The sequence below is a fragment of the Mucilaginibacter sabulilitoris genome (assembly GCF_034262375.1).
Lineage (GTDB): Bacteria > Bacteroidota > Bacteroidia > Sphingobacteriales > Sphingobacteriaceae > Mucilaginibacter > Mucilaginibacter sabulilitoris.
On sequence record NZ_CP139558.1, the window covers coordinates 5,319,244 to 5,336,241 of the forward strand.

The following is a 16,998-nucleotide window of genomic DNA, read 5'->3' on the forward strand; positions in this document are numbered from 1 at the left end:
ATGAACAAAGTATTACTTATTATACAGCGCGAATACCTTACCCGTGTAAGAAAGAGATCGTTCATTGCGATGATATTTGTTGTGCCGGGCCTGATACTGGTTATGGGGTTTGTGATAGCATTGGTAGCCAAAAACAGCGACAAGCTAACCGGCATGCAGGCCATTAATGTAATTGACGAAAGCGGCAACTTCATCTCAAAGTTTCACAATACCGAAAACATCAGGTTTAAACCCGGCGGCCAATCGCTTGAAGCTTTAAAAGCTATAACCAAGCATGATGAAAATCTGTTGATACTCTCTATCCCCGCCGATTATGAAAAAAAGAATAACGTTAAGGTATTTTCCAAAAAGAAAACCTCATTAATTGTTACCGGTGAGATAGAAAAACAAATGAACGAGATAGCCATCAATAACGGTATGCTGAAACACCATATCGACCCGGATATTTTACGTTCCATTAAAAGCAATATTAGCGTAAATGCTGTTGAAGTTACTGATACGGGTACGAAGGACGCCAACGTGGGCGCCAATATGGGTGTAGGTATTGCGGGTGCTATTCTCATCTATTTATCATTATTTATTTATGGTGCACAGGTAATGCGGGGCGTTATTGAAGAAAAAACGAGCCGCATTATTGAGGTGATCATATCGTCGGTTAAACCTTTTCAGCTCATGCTGGGTAAAATTATCGGGGTTGGGCTGGTTGGCTTAACCCAATTTGGCGCCTGGATTGTTTTATCGGTCATATCAACCAAAATTGCCGGGCAGGCCTTTAGTTCGCCCCAGGGCTCTATGATGAGCTTCCTTGCCATTTTGCAAACTATACCACTGGGTTATATTTTGGCTTGTTTCCTGTTTTATTTCCTTTCAGGCTACCTATTGTACAGCGCCCTGTTTGCCGCAGTAGGTTCGGCGGTTGACAGCGAAACGGAAACACAGCAATTCATGTTCCCCATTACCTTACCCTTACTCTTCACCTACATATTATCGGTATCGGTATTATTCCGCGCGCCGGACAGTGCGCTGGCCGTATGGCTTTCTATGATCCCTTTTACATCGCCCGTGGCCATGATGGTAAGGATACCGTTTGGGGTGCCTGGCTGGCAGTTGGCCATATCTATGGGCTTAATGATCGCAGGCTTTTTATTTACTACCTGGGTGGCCTCGCGCATTTACAGAGTCGGCGTGCTTATGTATGGCAAAAAAGTAAGTTTTAAAGAATTGAGTAAATGGTTCTTTTATAAAGAGTAGCAATAGATGATGAGCATACACAATTAAATCAGATACCAGTAAACACAAAAGCCCCCTTTATATGATATAAAGGAGGCTTTTTTAATATTAAAATGAATTAGAATGAGAAGCGTATCCCTAAACCAAACCTGGCTGCAGAGAAATCTGAATTATCGCCTACATAAAACGCGGGGCGCCAATCGAACGACAGATCAAGCGGGGTTGTAGCAATTTTATAATCTAAACCGGCCATCGGGCGGATATAAAAATCGGTATTGCCATTGCCAAAACCTAAAGCCGGGCCAATTCCCAAATAGTAATTTAAACCACCTGCATTTTGGATAGGCGCATTATACTGATAGTATGCGGCCAAATATGTGCCGCCGCCGCCAAATAACAATTCGAGCTGGCCTGCGTTGTTTTTATCAAAAAAATGCTTTAAGGCCGGACCTACCAGGGTAGAGCCATCACCAAAATCAACTGAAAGGCCCGCAGAATTTTCAGTATCTGTGAATCTTTTTTGGGCCTGGGCGTTGTTTACAAAGTAAAAAGAAGCGGCTAAAAATAATAATAGTAATTTTTTCATAATGATTGTTTAGATGAACGAATAAGTACTTTTTTAACATCCCCTTAAACAAATATCATACCGATTGGGCCTCGGCGGGGTAATTTATATTATGCTTTTAAAGCAAATAAAGCGACTAAAAACAGCCTGTTAAACGCTAATTATAGTCTAACAAGCTGCAATACGGCCTTTTATTACATTTGAACAAATAGTATTACAAATTTTTGAGCTGATGAATTACCTATGTATAAATAATAGTACGATGGAAATTTGAAATGTTAAAATTGGGTGTATTGTAAACTATTAAATACAATTTACTGTTCCTTGTATGCTTATTTTACAGCCGCAGCTCTGCCTTGTATTCAAAATAATACTTAATAATGACCTGAATGTTTAAACAATTTTGGCGATTATTTATTTTAGAAGCATGATTAAACGTGTTGCCGTAATGGATCTTGGTACCAATACCTTCCATTTATTAATTGCCGAGGGCTCTGCAGCCAGCTACCGGGAAATCGCACATCGCCAGGAAGCCGTAAAGCTTGGCGAAGGCGGCATAAATAAAGGTTACATTTTACCGGAGGCGTACAAACGCGGACTGGATACCATGCTGAAATTCCATGAGCAGATACAGGCCAGTCAGGTGCAGGAGGTGCGGGCTATAGCCACATCCGCGTTGCGCAGCTCGTCAAACGGGAACGATTTCATGAAGGAGGTAAAAGCCAAAACAGGTATCGAAATAGAGATCATTAACGGCGACCAGGAGGCGGGTTTTATTTATAATGGTGTAAAAATGAGCGGCTGTTTATCGGCCAAAAACTCACTGATCATGGATATTGGCGGCGGTAGCGTAGAGTTTATTTTGGGCAATGCCGATCACATTATCTGGAAACAGAGTTTTGAAATTGGCGCAGCCCGGCTCATGGACCTCTTCCACCGCACAGACCCTATCCCCCCTGCATCTATCGAGGCCCTAAACCTCTACCTCGAAGATCATTTATTCGATCTGTTTACCGCGGTTGCGGGGCACAAGGTTGATTGTTTGATTGGTTCATCGGGCGCGTTTGAAACCTTTGCAGGCGTTATTGAAACAGAGAAGGGCCATACTTTTGATTTGAAAACCATTAAACATTACAGCTTTGATGAAGAAGAACTGCTTACGCAAACCAACAAATTTGTACAGTCAACCCATCAGCAAAGGGTCGGCAATAAAGCCATTATCCCGGTACGGGTTGATATGATCGTAGTGGCGTCGCTCATTACCCGCTTTATTATGCACAAGCTGGATATATACAATGTGTTAATGTGTACCAACTCGTTAAAAGAAGGCGTTTTGGCGGATATGCTGGGTTAATCCCGGTGATGAAGACTCACCCCGGCATCGCTTCGTTCGCCGACCCTACGGCTTCGTCGCAAAGAGGGTGCAGAAAAAAACGCATCATTGCGAGGCACGAAGCAATCTCTACATAGGCAGGTCAATGATGCAGATTTAAATTATCTGCCTTGCTTTGTATAGCATAGAGATTATTAATGTTGTGTTTGTTTTTTTAGTGGTAGCAATGAGCTCACTCCGTTCGGTTGGCTTTGTACCTCGCAAGGACGTGTAGTGATCCAGCATAAGCGCTAATCGGGTAAGTCTAAATTCTGGATCATAAAAGGTACTCCGTAAGATGAAAGATTACATTTCTAAATGACAAAATTTCGCTTGATGCATTGATCATAACCCCCCGAAAGACACACACGTTGAAAAGCCTATTGCCAAAACAAGTATTGCACTCAAAAGCCATATCCAACTTCGCTTGGTTATGGCCATAACAATGCAAACAATTACATGAGCCAGTATTAAAAATGCGTCAAATATAAACCCTCCGCCATTGGTACCAATTGTTAATAGTGAGGTATAAATTACCAGTACAAGAATATTAATGCCCACAATTTTCATCCCGGCAGCACCTTTATTTTGCTGCTTTACGGGGATGCTCTTTAACTCTCCGGGATTATTTTCACCAGTGGGTAATGGGTTTTGGTCTTTATTATCTTCCATTATACAGGTATTTCGCTTCGTAATTGTTCCAGGTATTCGCGTTTATCATCACGGTAAAAAATGTTCATAGTTTCAAACGGGATGATCTGCATGTCTTTATTTACAATATGTACGCATGATTTTTTAATGGCACGTACATCAAAGTTCTGCGCATCGATAAACTGCATAATGATCACTCTGAACAGGTTATCATAACTCAGGCTGGGGGCGTCAATTTCGGGCAGACAGCACAGCAGCGAGTGCAAATGCTCCTTTGCCTTATCAACTGAATTACCCGTGCTGAACATATTGAGCAAATGCCCTTTCAACCGTTCGTCCTGCTCATACACAATGGTGTTACGGGAGTTATCCAGCAGATCGTCGGGGTTTATCATGCGTGTTAGCGGAATTACCTCACCGCCCAGTTTTAGCGCATAGCCCATCACCAGCGCATCCGGGTTGCAGGGTACCGGTATCAGGTCGTTTTTATTAAATATGTTAGTTTGTTCCAGTATGGCAGTACGTACTTCGGTCAGGGTATAACGGTCGGTTTGCTCATTAAAATTCTCCAACCGGCCGGCCTGCTGCGTAGGCTGAAAGGTTACGCCGCGCACGCAAGGCTGTTTCAGCGCGTATTCAATAATCTTCCCTATTTCATCGGTATTTAAGTCTTTTTGCAGGGTAACCACCAACGTGGTGGAGAGGTTATATTTATTCAGATTTTCAATGGCTTTTATCCTTACTTCACGCAGATCTTCGCCCCTGAGTTGTTCTAACGCTTCTTTCCTAAAGGAATCAAACTGCAGGTAAATCTCAAAATCGGGCATATAGCTGGCCAGTCGTTTTACAAACTGTTCGTCCTTGGCAATCCTGATGCCGTTAGTGTTCACCATCAGGTGTTTAATGGGTTTTGTTTTGGCTATGTCCAGTATTTCAAAAAACTGCGGATGTACGGTTGGTTCGCCCCCGCTTATTTGTACCACATCGGGCTGGCCTTCATTTTCAACAACTACATCAAACATCTGCTCAATTTCGTCCAGGGTGCGGTGCCTCCCGTAACTGGGCGAAGACATGGCATAGCACGTAGGGCAGCTTAAATTACACCTGTCGGTAACTTCTACCACAGTAAGGCAGGAGTGCTGCTCGTGATCCTGGCACAGGCCACAATCATACGGACAACCATAATGTGTTTTAGCGTTAAATTTAAGCGGCATTTCGCTGCGCTTAGCGTAGTTACGGCAGTTTTTATAATAGTCTACATCGGTGGCTATCAGCACCTTTTCAAAACCATGCTGGCGGCAGTTCTTGAGCATGTAAACTTTATTATCCTCAAAAACTATCTTGGCATCAACCCTGCGCAAACAGGTAGAGCAAATGCTCTGCGTAAAATCATAATATATGTACGGACGTTCAGGCATAAGCTTTTATAAGTTTTGAGGGATATAAAAATACTTTATAATAATACAAAATACCACTGATACAAACCAATTGTATTACCGACAACCCAAAATCAAAAAAGTAATCGGGCTTTATAAATTCAATCAACAGCCTGAATAGCAGATAGCTCACCATAAACACCTTAAAGCGTGCGCCACCGGCAAAACTGTGCTTCTTTTCAATAAGCTGCAATGCTACCCAAAGCAGCAGCCAGAATATAATCTCATACAAATTGGTAGGATGCCTGCGGATGCCATCGCCAAAATCAATAGCCCAGGGCAGGTTTGATGCTATGCCATAAGTGCCGTCTTCCAGTCCTGCCAGGAAACAACCCGTTCGCCCGATGATCATGGCCAATATAAGTGGATAAACCATCATATCTCCCGATGAAACCGTTACCCCTATCTGCTTTTTGGTAAGCTCTACCCCTATTAAGCCGCCCAGCATACCGCCAACAATGGTTTTGTTGCCCATAAAATAGATCAACCCAAAATGCGACAATAACATAGGGTTCTCCAATACTCCCACTACATGCGACCCCACAAAAGCCCCAAAAGCCGCACCTATAAATATGAGCAGGCGGTTATGATCGCTAATCTGATCAACGGTTTGCCTGCGCAGATAAAGATAGTAACGATAGCCCACAAAGTAACTGAGGGTTTCGCACACAAAATGCACCGGGATATGTGATTTGCCTATGGTTATATTTACCGGAAAATGCAAGGTTATAATAATATAAGCCCTAAAATACTCTTTTTATTTTATGCCTTGTTCTGAAAAGACTCACCCCGGCATCGCTTCGCTTGCCGACCCTCTACGGCTTCGCCGCAAAGAGGGTGCAGGAACTTTTTATTATATGTTGTATTGCATTACTTATTCAGTAACCCTTCCTCTTTCCCCAACCCTCTTTACGGCGAAGCCGTAGAGTCAAGTTCACCCCTGCCTTTATAATAACGTTATCCACAAAATTTCTGTTTTTACCCCCCCCTGCCCCCCCCCATTTCAACAATAACAATAGTTGTTAAAAACTGTCTTTATCAGACCAAAGGAGGGTGATCCAGCGTAGCGCAGATCGGGTGAGTCTCCCCCATTTTTAACTTCCCCCCATCCTTTGTATATTGGGCTCTCAAATACGTATTAATGAAATTAACATTTACCAGCCTTGCATTGCTTGCCGGTTTAGCGCTCAATGTGCAGGCACAGCAAAGAAATATCAATCCCGACGATACTACCTCCAACTACAACCCGGCCGAAGCTTTTTCGCCGCAGTTTTATACCGACAAGGGAAATGATTTTCATGCAGCCAATGGTAACCCAGGTCCGCGGTACTGGCAAAACCGGGCCAACTACACGCTGAACGTAAAGCTGGATACCGCTGCCAAAACCATCAGCGGTACCGAAACTATCGATTATATCAACAACAGTCCTGATGCCTTACAATACTTGTGGCTGCAAATGGACCAGAACACTTATAAAAAAGATGCCCGCTCCAACTTTGTAACCGGCAAAGTGCCTAACCCGGCCGATCATACCACCGGCTACCAGATTGAATCGGTAGCGGTTGAGGAAGGTGGCGTAACCAAAGAGGTGAAATATGTGATTAGCGACGCGCGCATGCAAATACGCCTGTCAAAAGCGGTATTGCCTAACAAAGGAACCATCCGCCTAAAAATTAAATACCATTACACCATTCCTGGTGCTTTCGGGGGCCGTACCGATTATGCAGATACCAAAAACGGGAAGATATTTGAAATTGCACAATGGTTTCCGCGTATGTGCGTGTATGATGATAGTCGCGGCTGGGACACCTTACCATTTTTGGGCAGCGGCGAGTTTTACCTGGACTATGGTGATATTGACTACAGTGTAAATGTTCCCTGGGATATGATCGTAGCCGGCTCGGGTGAGTTGCAAAACCCTAAAGAAGTGTTAACTGCCAAACAAATAGCCCGTTTGGAATCTGCCCGTAACAGCGACAAAACCGTAATGATCCGCGACCTGGCTGAGGTGAACGACCCGGCAAGTCGCCCGGTGCAAAAAGGCACCCTTACCTGGCACTTTAAAATGCTCAACACCCGCGATGTGGCCTTCGGCGCGTCTAAAGCCTTTATATGGGATGCCGCCCGTGTAAACCTGCCCGGTGGCAAAAAATCATTGGCCATGAGTGTTTACCCTGCCGAAAGCTATGGCAACGATGCCTGGGGCAGAGCTACCGAATACCTGAAAAAATCAATCGAATATTTCTCTGAAAAATGGTTTGTTTACCCTTATCCTGTTGCCGTTAATGAGGCGGGTATTGCAGGAGGTATGGAATATCCCGGTATTGTGTTTGATGGCATTACCGACAAAGGCGCTGTATTATACTGGGTAACTGCACATGAAATTGGCCATAACTGGTTCCCGATGATCGTAGGATCTGACGAGCGCCGCTTTGCCTGGATGGACGAAGGTTTGAACACTTTTATTGACGTGTATGCTTCAGATGCGTTTAACAAAGGTGAGTATGCTCCGAAACGCGACAGCGAATATGCTGAGAATGGCGGCAATCCGGCCGATGAGATTATCCCTTTTATTACCGCACCGGGATCGCCAACTATCATGACCGCGCCCGACGCCATTGCCGAAAAATACCGTCACCCCCTCACCTATTTTAAACCCGCTTTCGGACTGGTTTTGCTTCGGGAGCAGATACTGGGTAAGGACAGGTTTGATTATGCTTTCCGCAACTATATAAACCAATGGGCCTATAAACATCCGCAGCCGGACGACTTTTTCCGCTCGATGGAAAACGGTGCCGGCGAAGACCTGAGCTGGTTCTGGAAAGGCTGGTTCTACAACAACTGGACACTCGACCTGGCGCTCATTGATGCCAAACAGGTAGATAATAAGACAGGGAAAGGCATAAGTATTACCGTGGTAAGCAAGCAAAAACTGCCTATGCCATTTACGGTAGAGATAAAATATAAAGACGGCAGCAAAGCCCGCACCTACCTGCCCGTTGAAACCTGGCTGCAAAGCAAACAGATAACCCTAACCCTGCCTACAAACCAGGAAGCAGAAAGCGTAACCGTTGACCCTGATGCCGCCCTGCCCGATTTGAACAGGAAGAATAATATGTTGAAGGTGAAATAGAGCCTCACCCAAGCCCTCTCCTTTGGAGAGGGCTTAAAAATTAACTTGAAATCGCGGAGATAGCCAACGAAAATAATAATGATTTCAGAAATAGAGCAAGAGACATCCGATATTGACTGGTTTTTCACTAATGGAAAAGAAATTGGATTTGTAGCATCAAGTGGTGGTAAACTACCTAATTCTATTTCAAATAAATCATTAGATGAAATAAAGCTACTGGTTGATTATTTTAGGAGTTTGCCACAGAAAAGTGAGGTATCTATAAATCCAAATCTTAATCAATTTATTATACCTGGCACAAATAAGAAAAGCTACCTTTCTTATTTTATTGAAATGACTGAAAAAGGTCTTTTTTCATTTGATAAAAGTGTTTCAAATAGGTTTTCAGATACTAATTATCATTTAGTAACAAAACCCATGGATCCATTTCAAATTTCTGATCTGCCATTAGAAATACTTAAAATATTAACCAAAACAACTATTAAAGGGGATATCGGGCTAAATTTAAATGTGGCCTGTTTTGACAACCAATAATCTCTCTGCTACCGCAAGTGCATTCTACTATAAACTTCGACTCCTGAGACGTCTCTCCTTGTGGTTGCCCGAGTTTTGTCAAATCCCGGTATCCGAAGTCTCCGACTTCGGATAATTATGCCAGTAGTCTTCAGACTACCCGAATAAAATCTTACTATCCTATATCAAATTATTCATCAAAAAAGCCAAAACTTCTTAAACTTTTATAATCCGCCAAAAATTTGTTAAAACGCATTAATATTGATGATTTTATTATTGTTTAGGAATACTTTTGAATGAATTTCGGATGCATTTGAATGTTTATATGTTAAAATAAGAGTTTAAAAAGTTCCGGATAAAGAGCCTCAACCATATTCCGAATTTTAAAAGACAAGGTTCTCAAAAACCGTTCACCTCATTAATTTGTCAATCTTACAATCCATATTAAACTATTAATAACCTAAAGCTTTATCTTTGTTAAATGAACACAGCCGATCTGTTGCAACGCTCTTTGCGGTTTGATTTTTTGACCCAGGATGAAGGGGTTTACCTGTATAATAATGCGTCTACCGCCGATCTGATGTATACCGCCAACGAACTGCGTAAAAAGCAGGTTCCACATGGCAAGGTTACCTGGCAAATAGATCGTAATGTTAATACTACCAATGTTTGTATAGCCAACTGCAAGTTCTGCAACTTTTTCCGCAGGCCTGGCCATGACGAAAGCTATATTACTGATATTGAGACTTATAAAAAGAAAATAGAGGAAACTTTTCGTTACGGCGGCGACCAACTCCTGTTGCAGGGCGGTCATCATCCCGATCTTGGTTTGCAGTTTTATACCGACCTCTTCAGGGAGCTTAAACAGCTGTACCCCAAGCTAAAACTACATTCCTTAGGTCCGCCGGAAATTGCACACGTAGCCAAACTGGAAGGCATGGCTCATATAGATGTGCTGCGCGCTATGAAAGAAGCCGGACTGGATTCGCTCCCTGGTGCTGGTGCCGAAATACTGAACGACCGCGTACGCCGCCTGATATCAAAGGGCAAATGCGGCGGGCAGGAATGGCTTGACGTAATGCGTGCCGCTCATCAATTAAACCTGCCTACATCGGCAACCATGATGTTTGGGCATATTGAAACTATTGCAGAACGCTTTGAACACCTCGTTTGGATTCGCGAAGTGCAAGCCGAAAAGCCTGAAGATCATTACGGTTTCGTAGCATTTATACCCTGGCCATTCCAGGATGATGGCACGCTTTTGCGTAAAGTGCGTGGCATCACCAACAACGTAACCGGCGACGAATATATCCGTATGATAGCCCTGAGCCGCATTATGCTGCCCAATATCAAAAACATACAGGCATCATGGCTTACAGTTGGCAAGCAGGTAGCCCAGTTGTGTTTACATGCCGGCGCAAATGATTTTGGATCGATCATGATCGAGGAAAATGTGGTTTCGGCAGCCGGTGCACCGCACAGGTTTACCGCCAAAGGCATACAGGAATCCATCATAGAAGCCGGTTTTGAACCGCAGCTGCGCACTCAAAAATACGACTGGCGTGATATCCCCGCCGAAATTGAAGAACAGGTTATAAATTATTAGTATCTAGTTTTGGGTATGAGTTTTGAGTTTTACTTCTAATCTAATATTAATATTACTCAAAACTTACCACTCATTACTCACCACTTAAAAAATGGAACATCACATTGAGGCATTAATTTTCGCGTCGGAACAGGGTATCCGTTTAGAGGAAATTATGTATTGCCTGCAGGCCGCATTTGAACGCGATTTCACTACCGAAGAGGTTACTGAAAGTATAAACGCCATTCAAAATAAATATTTGGCCGATAACCTGGCAATTGAACTGGTTAAAATAAATAACGGCTACCAGTTTTTAACAAAAAAGCAGTATCATCCGGTAATTAACCTGCTACAGCTACAACGCTCCAAAAAACGCCTCACCCAGGCGGCTTTAGAAACGCTGGCCATTATTGCTTATAAACAACCGGTAACTAAAACCGATGTTGAACAAATACGAGGCGTAAATTGCGATTACTCGATACAAAAATTGCTCGAAAAGGAGCTTATTGCTATTATTGGGAAGTCGGAAAGTATTGGAAAACCCATTTTATATGGCACCAGCAACATGTTTATGGACTATTTTGGAATAAACAGCATAGAGGAATTACCTCAAATTAAGGATTTTACAACCAGCAGTGTTGCCATTGGCGAGCAAACAGAATAATTTTAAAAGATATTTTTAATAAAAATGATTTTAATTATTTTTACTACTGAATTAGCCGATAAAAGTAACCCATAAAATTTATACTTTTAGGCCTATTTAATTTATATTGATAAAGTTTTACAAATAAAATCCGTTACAATGGGAGCGCCAAAAAAACCGACCACTAAAAAGATCGACAACTCGGAAGATGAACTTGATGAAGACGATGATCAACTTACTCCTGCTAAGAAAAAAGTAGTTGATGAGGATGAGGATGATTATGATCTGCCTTTAGATGATGATCTGGGTAGAGGTTATGAATCATTTGACGATGACGACGACGACGATTATTAATTTTTAATACATAACTAATTTACAAAGCATTCAGAGGTATGCCCCTGAATGCTTTTTTTATATTCAGCCTTCCTAACATTACCTATGGTCATTACAGAAGTAAGCGATAAAGCATCAAAAAAAGCATTTTTAAACGTGACCCGCATCATTTATAAAGATGATCAAATCTGGGTTTGCCCGCTTGATAATGATGTGGAAGCGGTGTTTGATCCGGCTAAGAACAACTTTCATCAGGACGGTAAATGCACACGTTGGATACTAACTGATAATAATGGCCAGTTGATTGGCCGGGTTGCTGCATTCATCAATAATAAAAAAGCCTATCACTATGAGCAGCCTACCGGCGGCATGGGCTTTTTTGAATGTATTGATAATAAAGAGGCAGCGTTTTTGCTGTTTGATACCGCAAAAAAATGGCTGCAGGATAACGGCATGAAAGCCATGGATGGCCCAATTAATTTTGGCGAAAATGACAACTTTTGGGGTCTGCTGATTGAAGGGTTTACCCATCCCTCCTACGGAATGAATTACAATCCGCCTTATTACAAAGCATTTTTTGAGGATTATGGCTTCAAGACCCTTTATGAGCAGATCACCAATCACCTGGATGTACATAAACCCTTTTCTGAAAGATTCACCAAAATTGCCAACTGGGTAATACAAAAGCCAGGATATGAGTTTAAACATTTCAGGATAAAGGAAATGGAAAAATTCGCGGCCGATTTTATTTCTATCTATAATGATGCCTGGCGCGGTTTTGAAAACTTTGTACCTATAACCCAGGCCACCATAGCCGAAAGCTTTGAAAAAATGAGGCCGTTGATGGATGAAAAGCTAATATGGTTTGCTTATGTTGACAATGAACCGGCATCATTCCTGATTATTTTACCAGATGCCAACCAGATGCTTAAGCCACTAAATGGCAAGCTTAACCTGATAGGGAAACTCAAATTTTTATATTACAGATGGAAGGGCGTGTCAAGAATGCGGGCCATTGTAATGGGAACCAAGCAAAAATTCCAGAAACACGGATTGGAGTCGGCAATATTTATTAAATTGAAAGAATATGTATTACCTCTGAAGCAATATGACGAACTTGAATTATCCTGGGTTGGAGATTTCAATGAGAAAATGATTGCCATACATAGCGCTGTGGGAGCTACATTTGGCAAAAAGCATTTAACAATGCGTTATATTTTTTAATAAGCCCGGTTTGAGCCGGGCACAAATTATGCAGTTGCCTTTGAATGTCTAAGCTCTTCAAACAATTCGATTACCTTTTTTTGCAGGTCAATGACTTCTGTTTCACGATCCATTAAACGTTTATTAACAGTTTCAAGCTCGTTTACAAATTTTTGATCCTGCTCGGCATCATTAAATGTAAGTAGCTGAACTACTGACATTTCGAACAAGGTAGCTATTTGCTCGAGCCTTGATAAATTAATATCGGTAATCCCGGTTTCGATCTTTGAAAAAGCGGGAATAGAAATATCTAATCGCTTTGCAACATCCTCCTGGCTCCACCCTTTTTGATGACGTAATAGTCTGATTTTTTTTCCAAGTGTTTTCATGTGATTTAATAATAGTATTAGGTTTCGCGAAAGTTAATTACTTTGCAATATTATTTATTATTGGGTTAATTATCAACTAATTTGTATATTTTTTTATTTAAGAGTGAACATATCTAAAACATTTTGCGTTTAAGTATGTTTACGCCCAAAAAATACCTCCTTAAATATCGCTATTCCAACGCATTAACTCATAATTAATTTGATGATTATCATCAAACCGTAATTTAAAATCATATTTAATAAAGTATTTGCAGATTAAAAATCCTGTTGTATCTTTGTACTGTAACTTTTTATATTACAGATGAACGGGCAATTTCAAATAGCTATACACATACTCACACTCCTCGACCATGCGCCCGGTGAGCTTTTATCATCTGAATATATTGCCGGTAGTATTAATATAAACCCGGCATTGGTACGCAAAGAAATACGCAACCTGCGTAGTCATGGGCTCATTAATAGTAAAGAGGGTAAAACGGGCGGCTATTCGCTGGCTTTGCCATCACAAAAAATACACTTTAGTGATGTATACAAGGCGGTTAATCATCATCCGGCTTTGGGGCAGGCTAAAAATATGCCAAATCCGCAGTGTCCGGTTGGCCGTCAAATTAATCAGCACCTTAATGCCATGGCCAACGAAGTTGATGCGGCTATTATTAATAAACTAAGCACCATTACCCTGGCGGATTTTAGTCAGAAATTCAAATAAAAAAATTTATTAAAAACTGTAACAAATTTAATTACATTAAAAACAAACAATATGAAATTAGCATTGATAGGCGCCACAGGAAATGTAGGCCAAACCATTTTAAACGAAGCATTACAACGCGGGTATGACGTAACCGCAATAGCCCGCAACCCCGAAAAGCTCAATATCATAAATGATAAGCTTACGCTTAAAGCTGTTGATATATTTGACATTGACAGTTTAGCCGCTGTACTTGCCGGACATGACGCCGTGGTAAGCTCTTATAATTCTGGCTGGACAAACCCTAATATTTATGACGACTTTATAGCCGGTTCGGAGGCTATACAGAAAGCGGTTAAGCAATCAGGAGTTAAGCGTTTACTGGTAATTGGCGGCGCAGGCAGCCTGGAAATTGCTCCTGGCGTTCAATTGGTTGATTCGCCTGATTTTCCGGCAGCATACAAACCTGGTGCATCCGCAGCCCGCGACTATTTGAATATTTTGAAGCAAGAACAGGATCTGGACTGGACATTTTTAAGTCCGGCTATTAACATGCACCCGGACGCGCACGGCGAGCCTACCCGCAAGTTCCGTTTAGGCACTGATCAACCCGTATTTAATGAAAAGGGTGAAAATTTTATACTTATTGAAGACCTTGCCGTTGCAATTATCAACGAACTGGAAAACAACCAGTTTATAAAGCGAAGGTTTACGGTAGGGTATTAATAGCCTACCTATTGTCATGCTGAGCGGAGCGAAGCAATTGGCTTCACCCAACCCTCTCCAAAAGGAGAGGGCTTTAAAATGCTTTTTAAAGTCTCCCCCCTTTGGGGGAGATTTAGAGGGGGCATCCTCGCAATGACATATTTAAGAATATAAGTTTCTTATTTAATAAACTTGGCTGCTACCCAATTGTCTGTTTTTTTATGAATAATATATTTCAGTCCATGTTTACGGGCTTCATCAGTAATGATTTCCAGGTCGGGTGATTCGTAAAAACCACTGAAATAGATTTCACCATCGGGTTTCAGCACTTCGGCATACCGTTCCATTTGGTCGAGCAGGATATTGCGGTTAATATTTGCCAAAATAATATCATATTGCTCGTCAGGGATAGCCTCTTTTGAACCACATAGTGGTATTATATTATCGATACGGTTTAACGCCGAATTTTCAATGGTGCTATCAAAGCACACCGAGTCATAATCAATGGCAGTTATTTCAGCTGCGTTGAGTTTAGCAGCCATTATGGCTAAAATACCCGTGCCACAGCCCATATCAAGTACGTTTTTACCTTCAAAATTATTCTCAAGCATCAGTTCGAGCATCATGGATGTAGTTTGGTGGTGCCCGGTACCAAAGGCCATTTTGGGGTCTATTACAATTTCGTACGGAAACTCAGGTTTGGCCGCATGAAAGGTCGCCCTCACGTATATTTTATCAGCTATTTCTATGGGTTCAAAATTACTTTCCCATACCTCGTTCCAGTTTTTTTGCGGAATGAGTGTTATTTCATAGCTAAAAGTAAACATATCCCGATATGGTAGTAATTGCTCACTGAGCTTTTCTTCGTCAAAATCAGTAGTAGGTATGTATGCTTTAAAACCAAATTCCAGTTCTTCAAAAGTATCAAACCCAATTTCACCCAAAGCGTTGATCAGCAGGTCTTGCTGATAATCTTCGGTGGTAATGATAGTAAAAAGCAGTTCGTAGTAGTTCATTATTAAATAAATAACAAATAAGTCATCCTGAACTTGTTCAGGATCTCTCAGGACAATTAATCTGTGCGGCTTAATGCGCGAATGGAATGCCGAAATAAGTTCGGCATGACGTTAATTATACAGAGCTTTCCATTTCTTTATCTTGTTGTATGGCTTTTATAATCCTGGGTTTACCCAATAGGTATAATATTACAAAGGTAATAACCCAATAAATAAGCTGTATTTCAGAAAGGTACCACCAAAAGCTCAGCAAAGGTTTCCGTCCTTGTGTAGGGTCCCATATAATGTAGCTAATAGAGCCTGCAAACGCTATACAAATAAAAGCAATGCAAATCCCGATAATTACGCGGGCTTTTAAACTATGTGCACCTTTACTATCCCATAACGGTACAATAATGAGGTACTGGGTTAAAATGCCCACCACCAGCAGCAAGGGCCAAAAAAGATGAAAGTAAGCCATTAAACTGTATAAGTTGCCGTTACCAATCTCGATCAGCTTCATGGGATGGTCGGGCATGTTGTATTTAACGACCATCCAAAAAATGCCGAAATCAATTAAAACCGGTAACAAAACCTTTAATAGCTTCTTCATGATTTAGATATGAGTATGGAGATATGAGATTATTTGTTTTTAGTCTCTAACATCACAGATTTGTTTCTGTTTGAGATGTACGCGGTTTGATGTTATCTCAATACTCTATACTCATATCCCAAATCAAATTAATTGAATGTTTTTATAATATCAACAAAATCGCGCGATTTAAGCGAGGCACCACCAATAAGGCCACCATCAATATCTGGCTGGGCAAATAGTTCGGCAGCATTTTTAGGGTTACAGCTACCGCCATACAATATGGTAGTATTGTCGGCAACTTCCTGGTTATATTTAGCGGCAATCTCTTTACGGATAAATTCATGAATTTCCTGAGCCTGTGCTGATGATGCAGTTACCCCTGTGCCAATAGCCCAAACCGGCTCATAAGCAAGCACCAGTTTAGAAAATTGTGCCGCATCTAAATGGAACACACCTTCAACAAGCTGGGTTTTAATCACGTTAAAATGCTCATTGGCTTCACGTTCCTGCAGGGTTTCACCAATACAAAATATCGGGTGTAAATCATTCGCTAAAACGGTATCAGTTTTTTTTGCCAGCAATTCATTGCTTTCGCCAAAATACTGACGGCGTTCAGAGTGACCGATAATTACATAAGTGGCACCAACCGATTTGATCATTCTTGCAGATATTTCGCCGGTATAAGCGCCAGATTCAGCCTGATGTGCATTTTGTGCCCCTACTGAAACTTTTTGATAGCCCTTTGCCAATTGAACAAGGCTGTGTATATGTATAAAAGGACTACAAACAACTACTTCCTGTGTTCCGGTTGCTTCATCTTTTACCATATTGATGATCTCTGAAAATACACCCAAACCTTCATTATAATCAAGGTTCATTTTCCAGTTTCCGGCAACAATTTTTTTCCTCATGATTTTTATTTTAGTGTGATTAATGTTAGATGATTGAATAGAATATAATTT

The 16,998-nt window shown here is 41.5% G+C and carries 18 protein-coding genes; 10 read left to right on the top strand and 8 right to left on the bottom strand.

Annotation, left to right across the window (positions count from 1 at the left end; all coding sequences use genetic code 11):
- Positions 1 to 1,251, top strand: a complete 1,251-nt coding sequence (locus tag SNE25_RS22850) for an ABC transporter permease (RefSeq protein WP_321561329.1) — start codon at positions 1 to 3, stop codon at positions 1,249 to 1,251.
- A gap of 97 nt (positions 1,252 to 1,348) precedes the next feature.
- Here the strand turns inward: SNE25_RS22850 and SNE25_RS22855 are convergent, their stop codons facing one another.
- Complete coding sequence (locus tag SNE25_RS22855) at positions 1,349 to 1,816, bottom strand: hypothetical protein (protein ID WP_321561330.1); 468 nt, start codon at positions 1,814 to 1,816, stop codon at positions 1,349 to 1,351.
- A 406-nt stretch (positions 1,817 to 2,222) separates the two neighbouring features.
- Here SNE25_RS22855 and SNE25_RS22860 point away from each other — a divergent pair, with 406 nt between their 5' ends.
- Positions 2,223 to 3,149 carry a Ppx/GppA phosphatase family protein gene (locus SNE25_RS22860; protein WP_321561331.1) on the top strand — a complete coding sequence of 309 codons (927 nt, stop codon included), beginning with the start codon at positions 2,223 to 2,225 and terminating at the stop codon, positions 3,147 to 3,149.
- Between the two features lie 363 nt (positions 3,150 to 3,512).
- On the opposite strand, the gene SNE25_RS22865 is transcribed toward SNE25_RS22860, so the two are convergent.
- From SNE25_RS22865 to SNE25_RS22875, 3 genes are read right to left on the bottom strand one after another with little or no spacing between them, the layout of a single operon-like run.
- Positions 3,513 to 3,839: a hypothetical protein gene (locus tag SNE25_RS22865; protein ID WP_321561332.1), complete on the bottom strand. Its 327-nt coding sequence runs from the start codon at positions 3,837 to 3,839 to the stop codon at positions 3,513 to 3,515.
- Entirely contained in the window at positions 3,839 to 5,236 is a 1,398-nt protein-coding gene (locus tag SNE25_RS22870) for a radical SAM protein (RefSeq protein WP_321561333.1), read from the bottom strand. The genes SNE25_RS22865 and SNE25_RS22870 overlap by 1 nt, the downstream gene beginning before the upstream one ends.
- Entirely contained in the window at positions 5,229 to 5,978 is a 750-nt protein-coding gene (locus SNE25_RS22875; protein ID WP_321561334.1) for a prolipoprotein diacylglyceryl transferase, read from the bottom strand. Before SNE25_RS22875 ends, SNE25_RS22870 begins: the two co-directional genes overlap by 8 nt.
- A 417-nt stretch (positions 5,979 to 6,395) precedes the next feature.
- Here SNE25_RS22875 and SNE25_RS22880 point away from each other — a divergent pair, with 417 nt between their 5' ends.
- The 6 genes from SNE25_RS22880 (at position 6,396) to SNE25_RS22905 (ending at position 12,685) form a co-directional block, all read left to right on the top strand.
- Complete coding sequence (locus tag SNE25_RS22880) at positions 6,396 to 8,387, top strand: M1 family metallopeptidase (protein WP_321561335.1); 1,992 nt, start codon at positions 6,396 to 6,398, stop codon at positions 8,385 to 8,387.
- Between the two features lie 78 nt (positions 8,388 to 8,465).
- Complete coding sequence (locus SNE25_RS22885; RefSeq protein WP_321561336.1) at positions 8,466 to 8,921, top strand: hypothetical protein; 456 nt, start codon at positions 8,466 to 8,468, stop codon at positions 8,919 to 8,921.
- A 460-nt stretch (positions 8,922 to 9,381) separates the two neighbouring features.
- Positions 9,382 to 10,506, top strand: a complete 1,125-nt coding sequence (gene mqnC, locus SNE25_RS22890) for a cyclic dehypoxanthinyl futalosine synthase (RefSeq protein ID WP_321561337.1) — start codon at positions 9,382 to 9,384, stop codon at positions 10,504 to 10,506.
- Between the two features lie 91 nt (positions 10,507 to 10,597).
- Positions 10,598 to 11,149 carry an SMC-Scp complex subunit ScpB gene (gene scpB / locus SNE25_RS22895; RefSeq protein ID WP_321561338.1) on the top strand — a complete coding sequence of 184 codons (552 nt, stop codon included), beginning with the start codon at positions 10,598 to 10,600 and terminating at the stop codon, positions 11,147 to 11,149.
- Between the two features lie 138 nt (positions 11,150 to 11,287).
- Entirely contained in the window at positions 11,288 to 11,482 is a 195-nt protein-coding gene (locus SNE25_RS22900; RefSeq protein WP_321561339.1) for a hypothetical protein, read from the top strand.
- An 84-nt stretch (positions 11,483 to 11,566) separates the two neighbouring features.
- Positions 11,567 to 12,685, top strand: coding sequence for a GNAT family N-acetyltransferase (locus SNE25_RS22905; protein WP_321561340.1), 1,119 nt, complete (start codon positions 11,567 to 11,569; stop codon positions 12,683 to 12,685).
- A 26-nt stretch (positions 12,686 to 12,711) separates the two neighbouring features.
- On the opposite strand, the gene SNE25_RS22910 is transcribed toward SNE25_RS22905, so the two are convergent.
- A complete protein-coding gene (locus SNE25_RS22910) occupies positions 12,712 to 13,053 on the bottom strand; it encodes a helix-turn-helix domain-containing protein (protein ID WP_076378169.1) in 342 nt (113 codons plus the stop codon).
- Between the two features lie 301 nt (positions 13,054 to 13,354).
- Between SNE25_RS22910 and SNE25_RS22915 the strand changes: the two genes are divergently transcribed.
- Both SNE25_RS22915 and SNE25_RS22920 read left to right on the top strand, forming a co-directional pair.
- Positions 13,355 to 13,762, top strand: coding sequence for an Rrf2 family transcriptional regulator (locus SNE25_RS22915; protein ID WP_321561341.1), 408 nt, complete (start codon positions 13,355 to 13,357; stop codon positions 13,760 to 13,762).
- A 51-nt stretch (positions 13,763 to 13,813) separates the two neighbouring features.
- The gene (locus SNE25_RS22920; protein WP_321561342.1) at positions 13,814 to 14,467 is read left to right on the top strand and encodes an NAD(P)-dependent oxidoreductase; all 654 of its coding nucleotides are present in this window, start codon (positions 13,814 to 13,816) and stop codon (positions 14,465 to 14,467) included.
- Between the two features lie 158 nt (positions 14,468 to 14,625).
- On the opposite strand, the gene prmA is transcribed toward SNE25_RS22920, so the two are convergent.
- The 3 genes from prmA to tpiA all read right to left on the bottom strand — a co-directional run bounded on the left by prmA (position 14,626) and on the right by tpiA (position 16,947).
- Positions 14,626 to 15,462 carry a 50S ribosomal protein L11 methyltransferase gene (gene prmA, locus SNE25_RS22925; protein ID WP_321561343.1) on the bottom strand — a complete coding sequence of 279 codons (837 nt, stop codon included), beginning with the start codon at positions 15,460 to 15,462 and terminating at the stop codon, positions 14,626 to 14,628.
- Between the two features lie 115 nt (positions 15,463 to 15,577).
- Positions 15,578 to 16,054, bottom strand: coding sequence for a hypothetical protein (locus SNE25_RS22930; RefSeq protein WP_321561344.1), 477 nt, complete (start codon positions 16,052 to 16,054; stop codon positions 15,578 to 15,580).
- A 128-nt stretch (positions 16,055 to 16,182) separates the two neighbouring features.
- The gene (tpiA, locus tag SNE25_RS22935) at positions 16,183 to 16,947 is read right to left on the bottom strand and encodes a triose-phosphate isomerase (RefSeq protein ID WP_321561345.1); all 765 of its coding nucleotides are present in this window, start codon (positions 16,945 to 16,947) and stop codon (positions 16,183 to 16,185) included.
- Between the last annotated feature and the right edge of the window lie 51 nt (positions 16,948 to 16,998).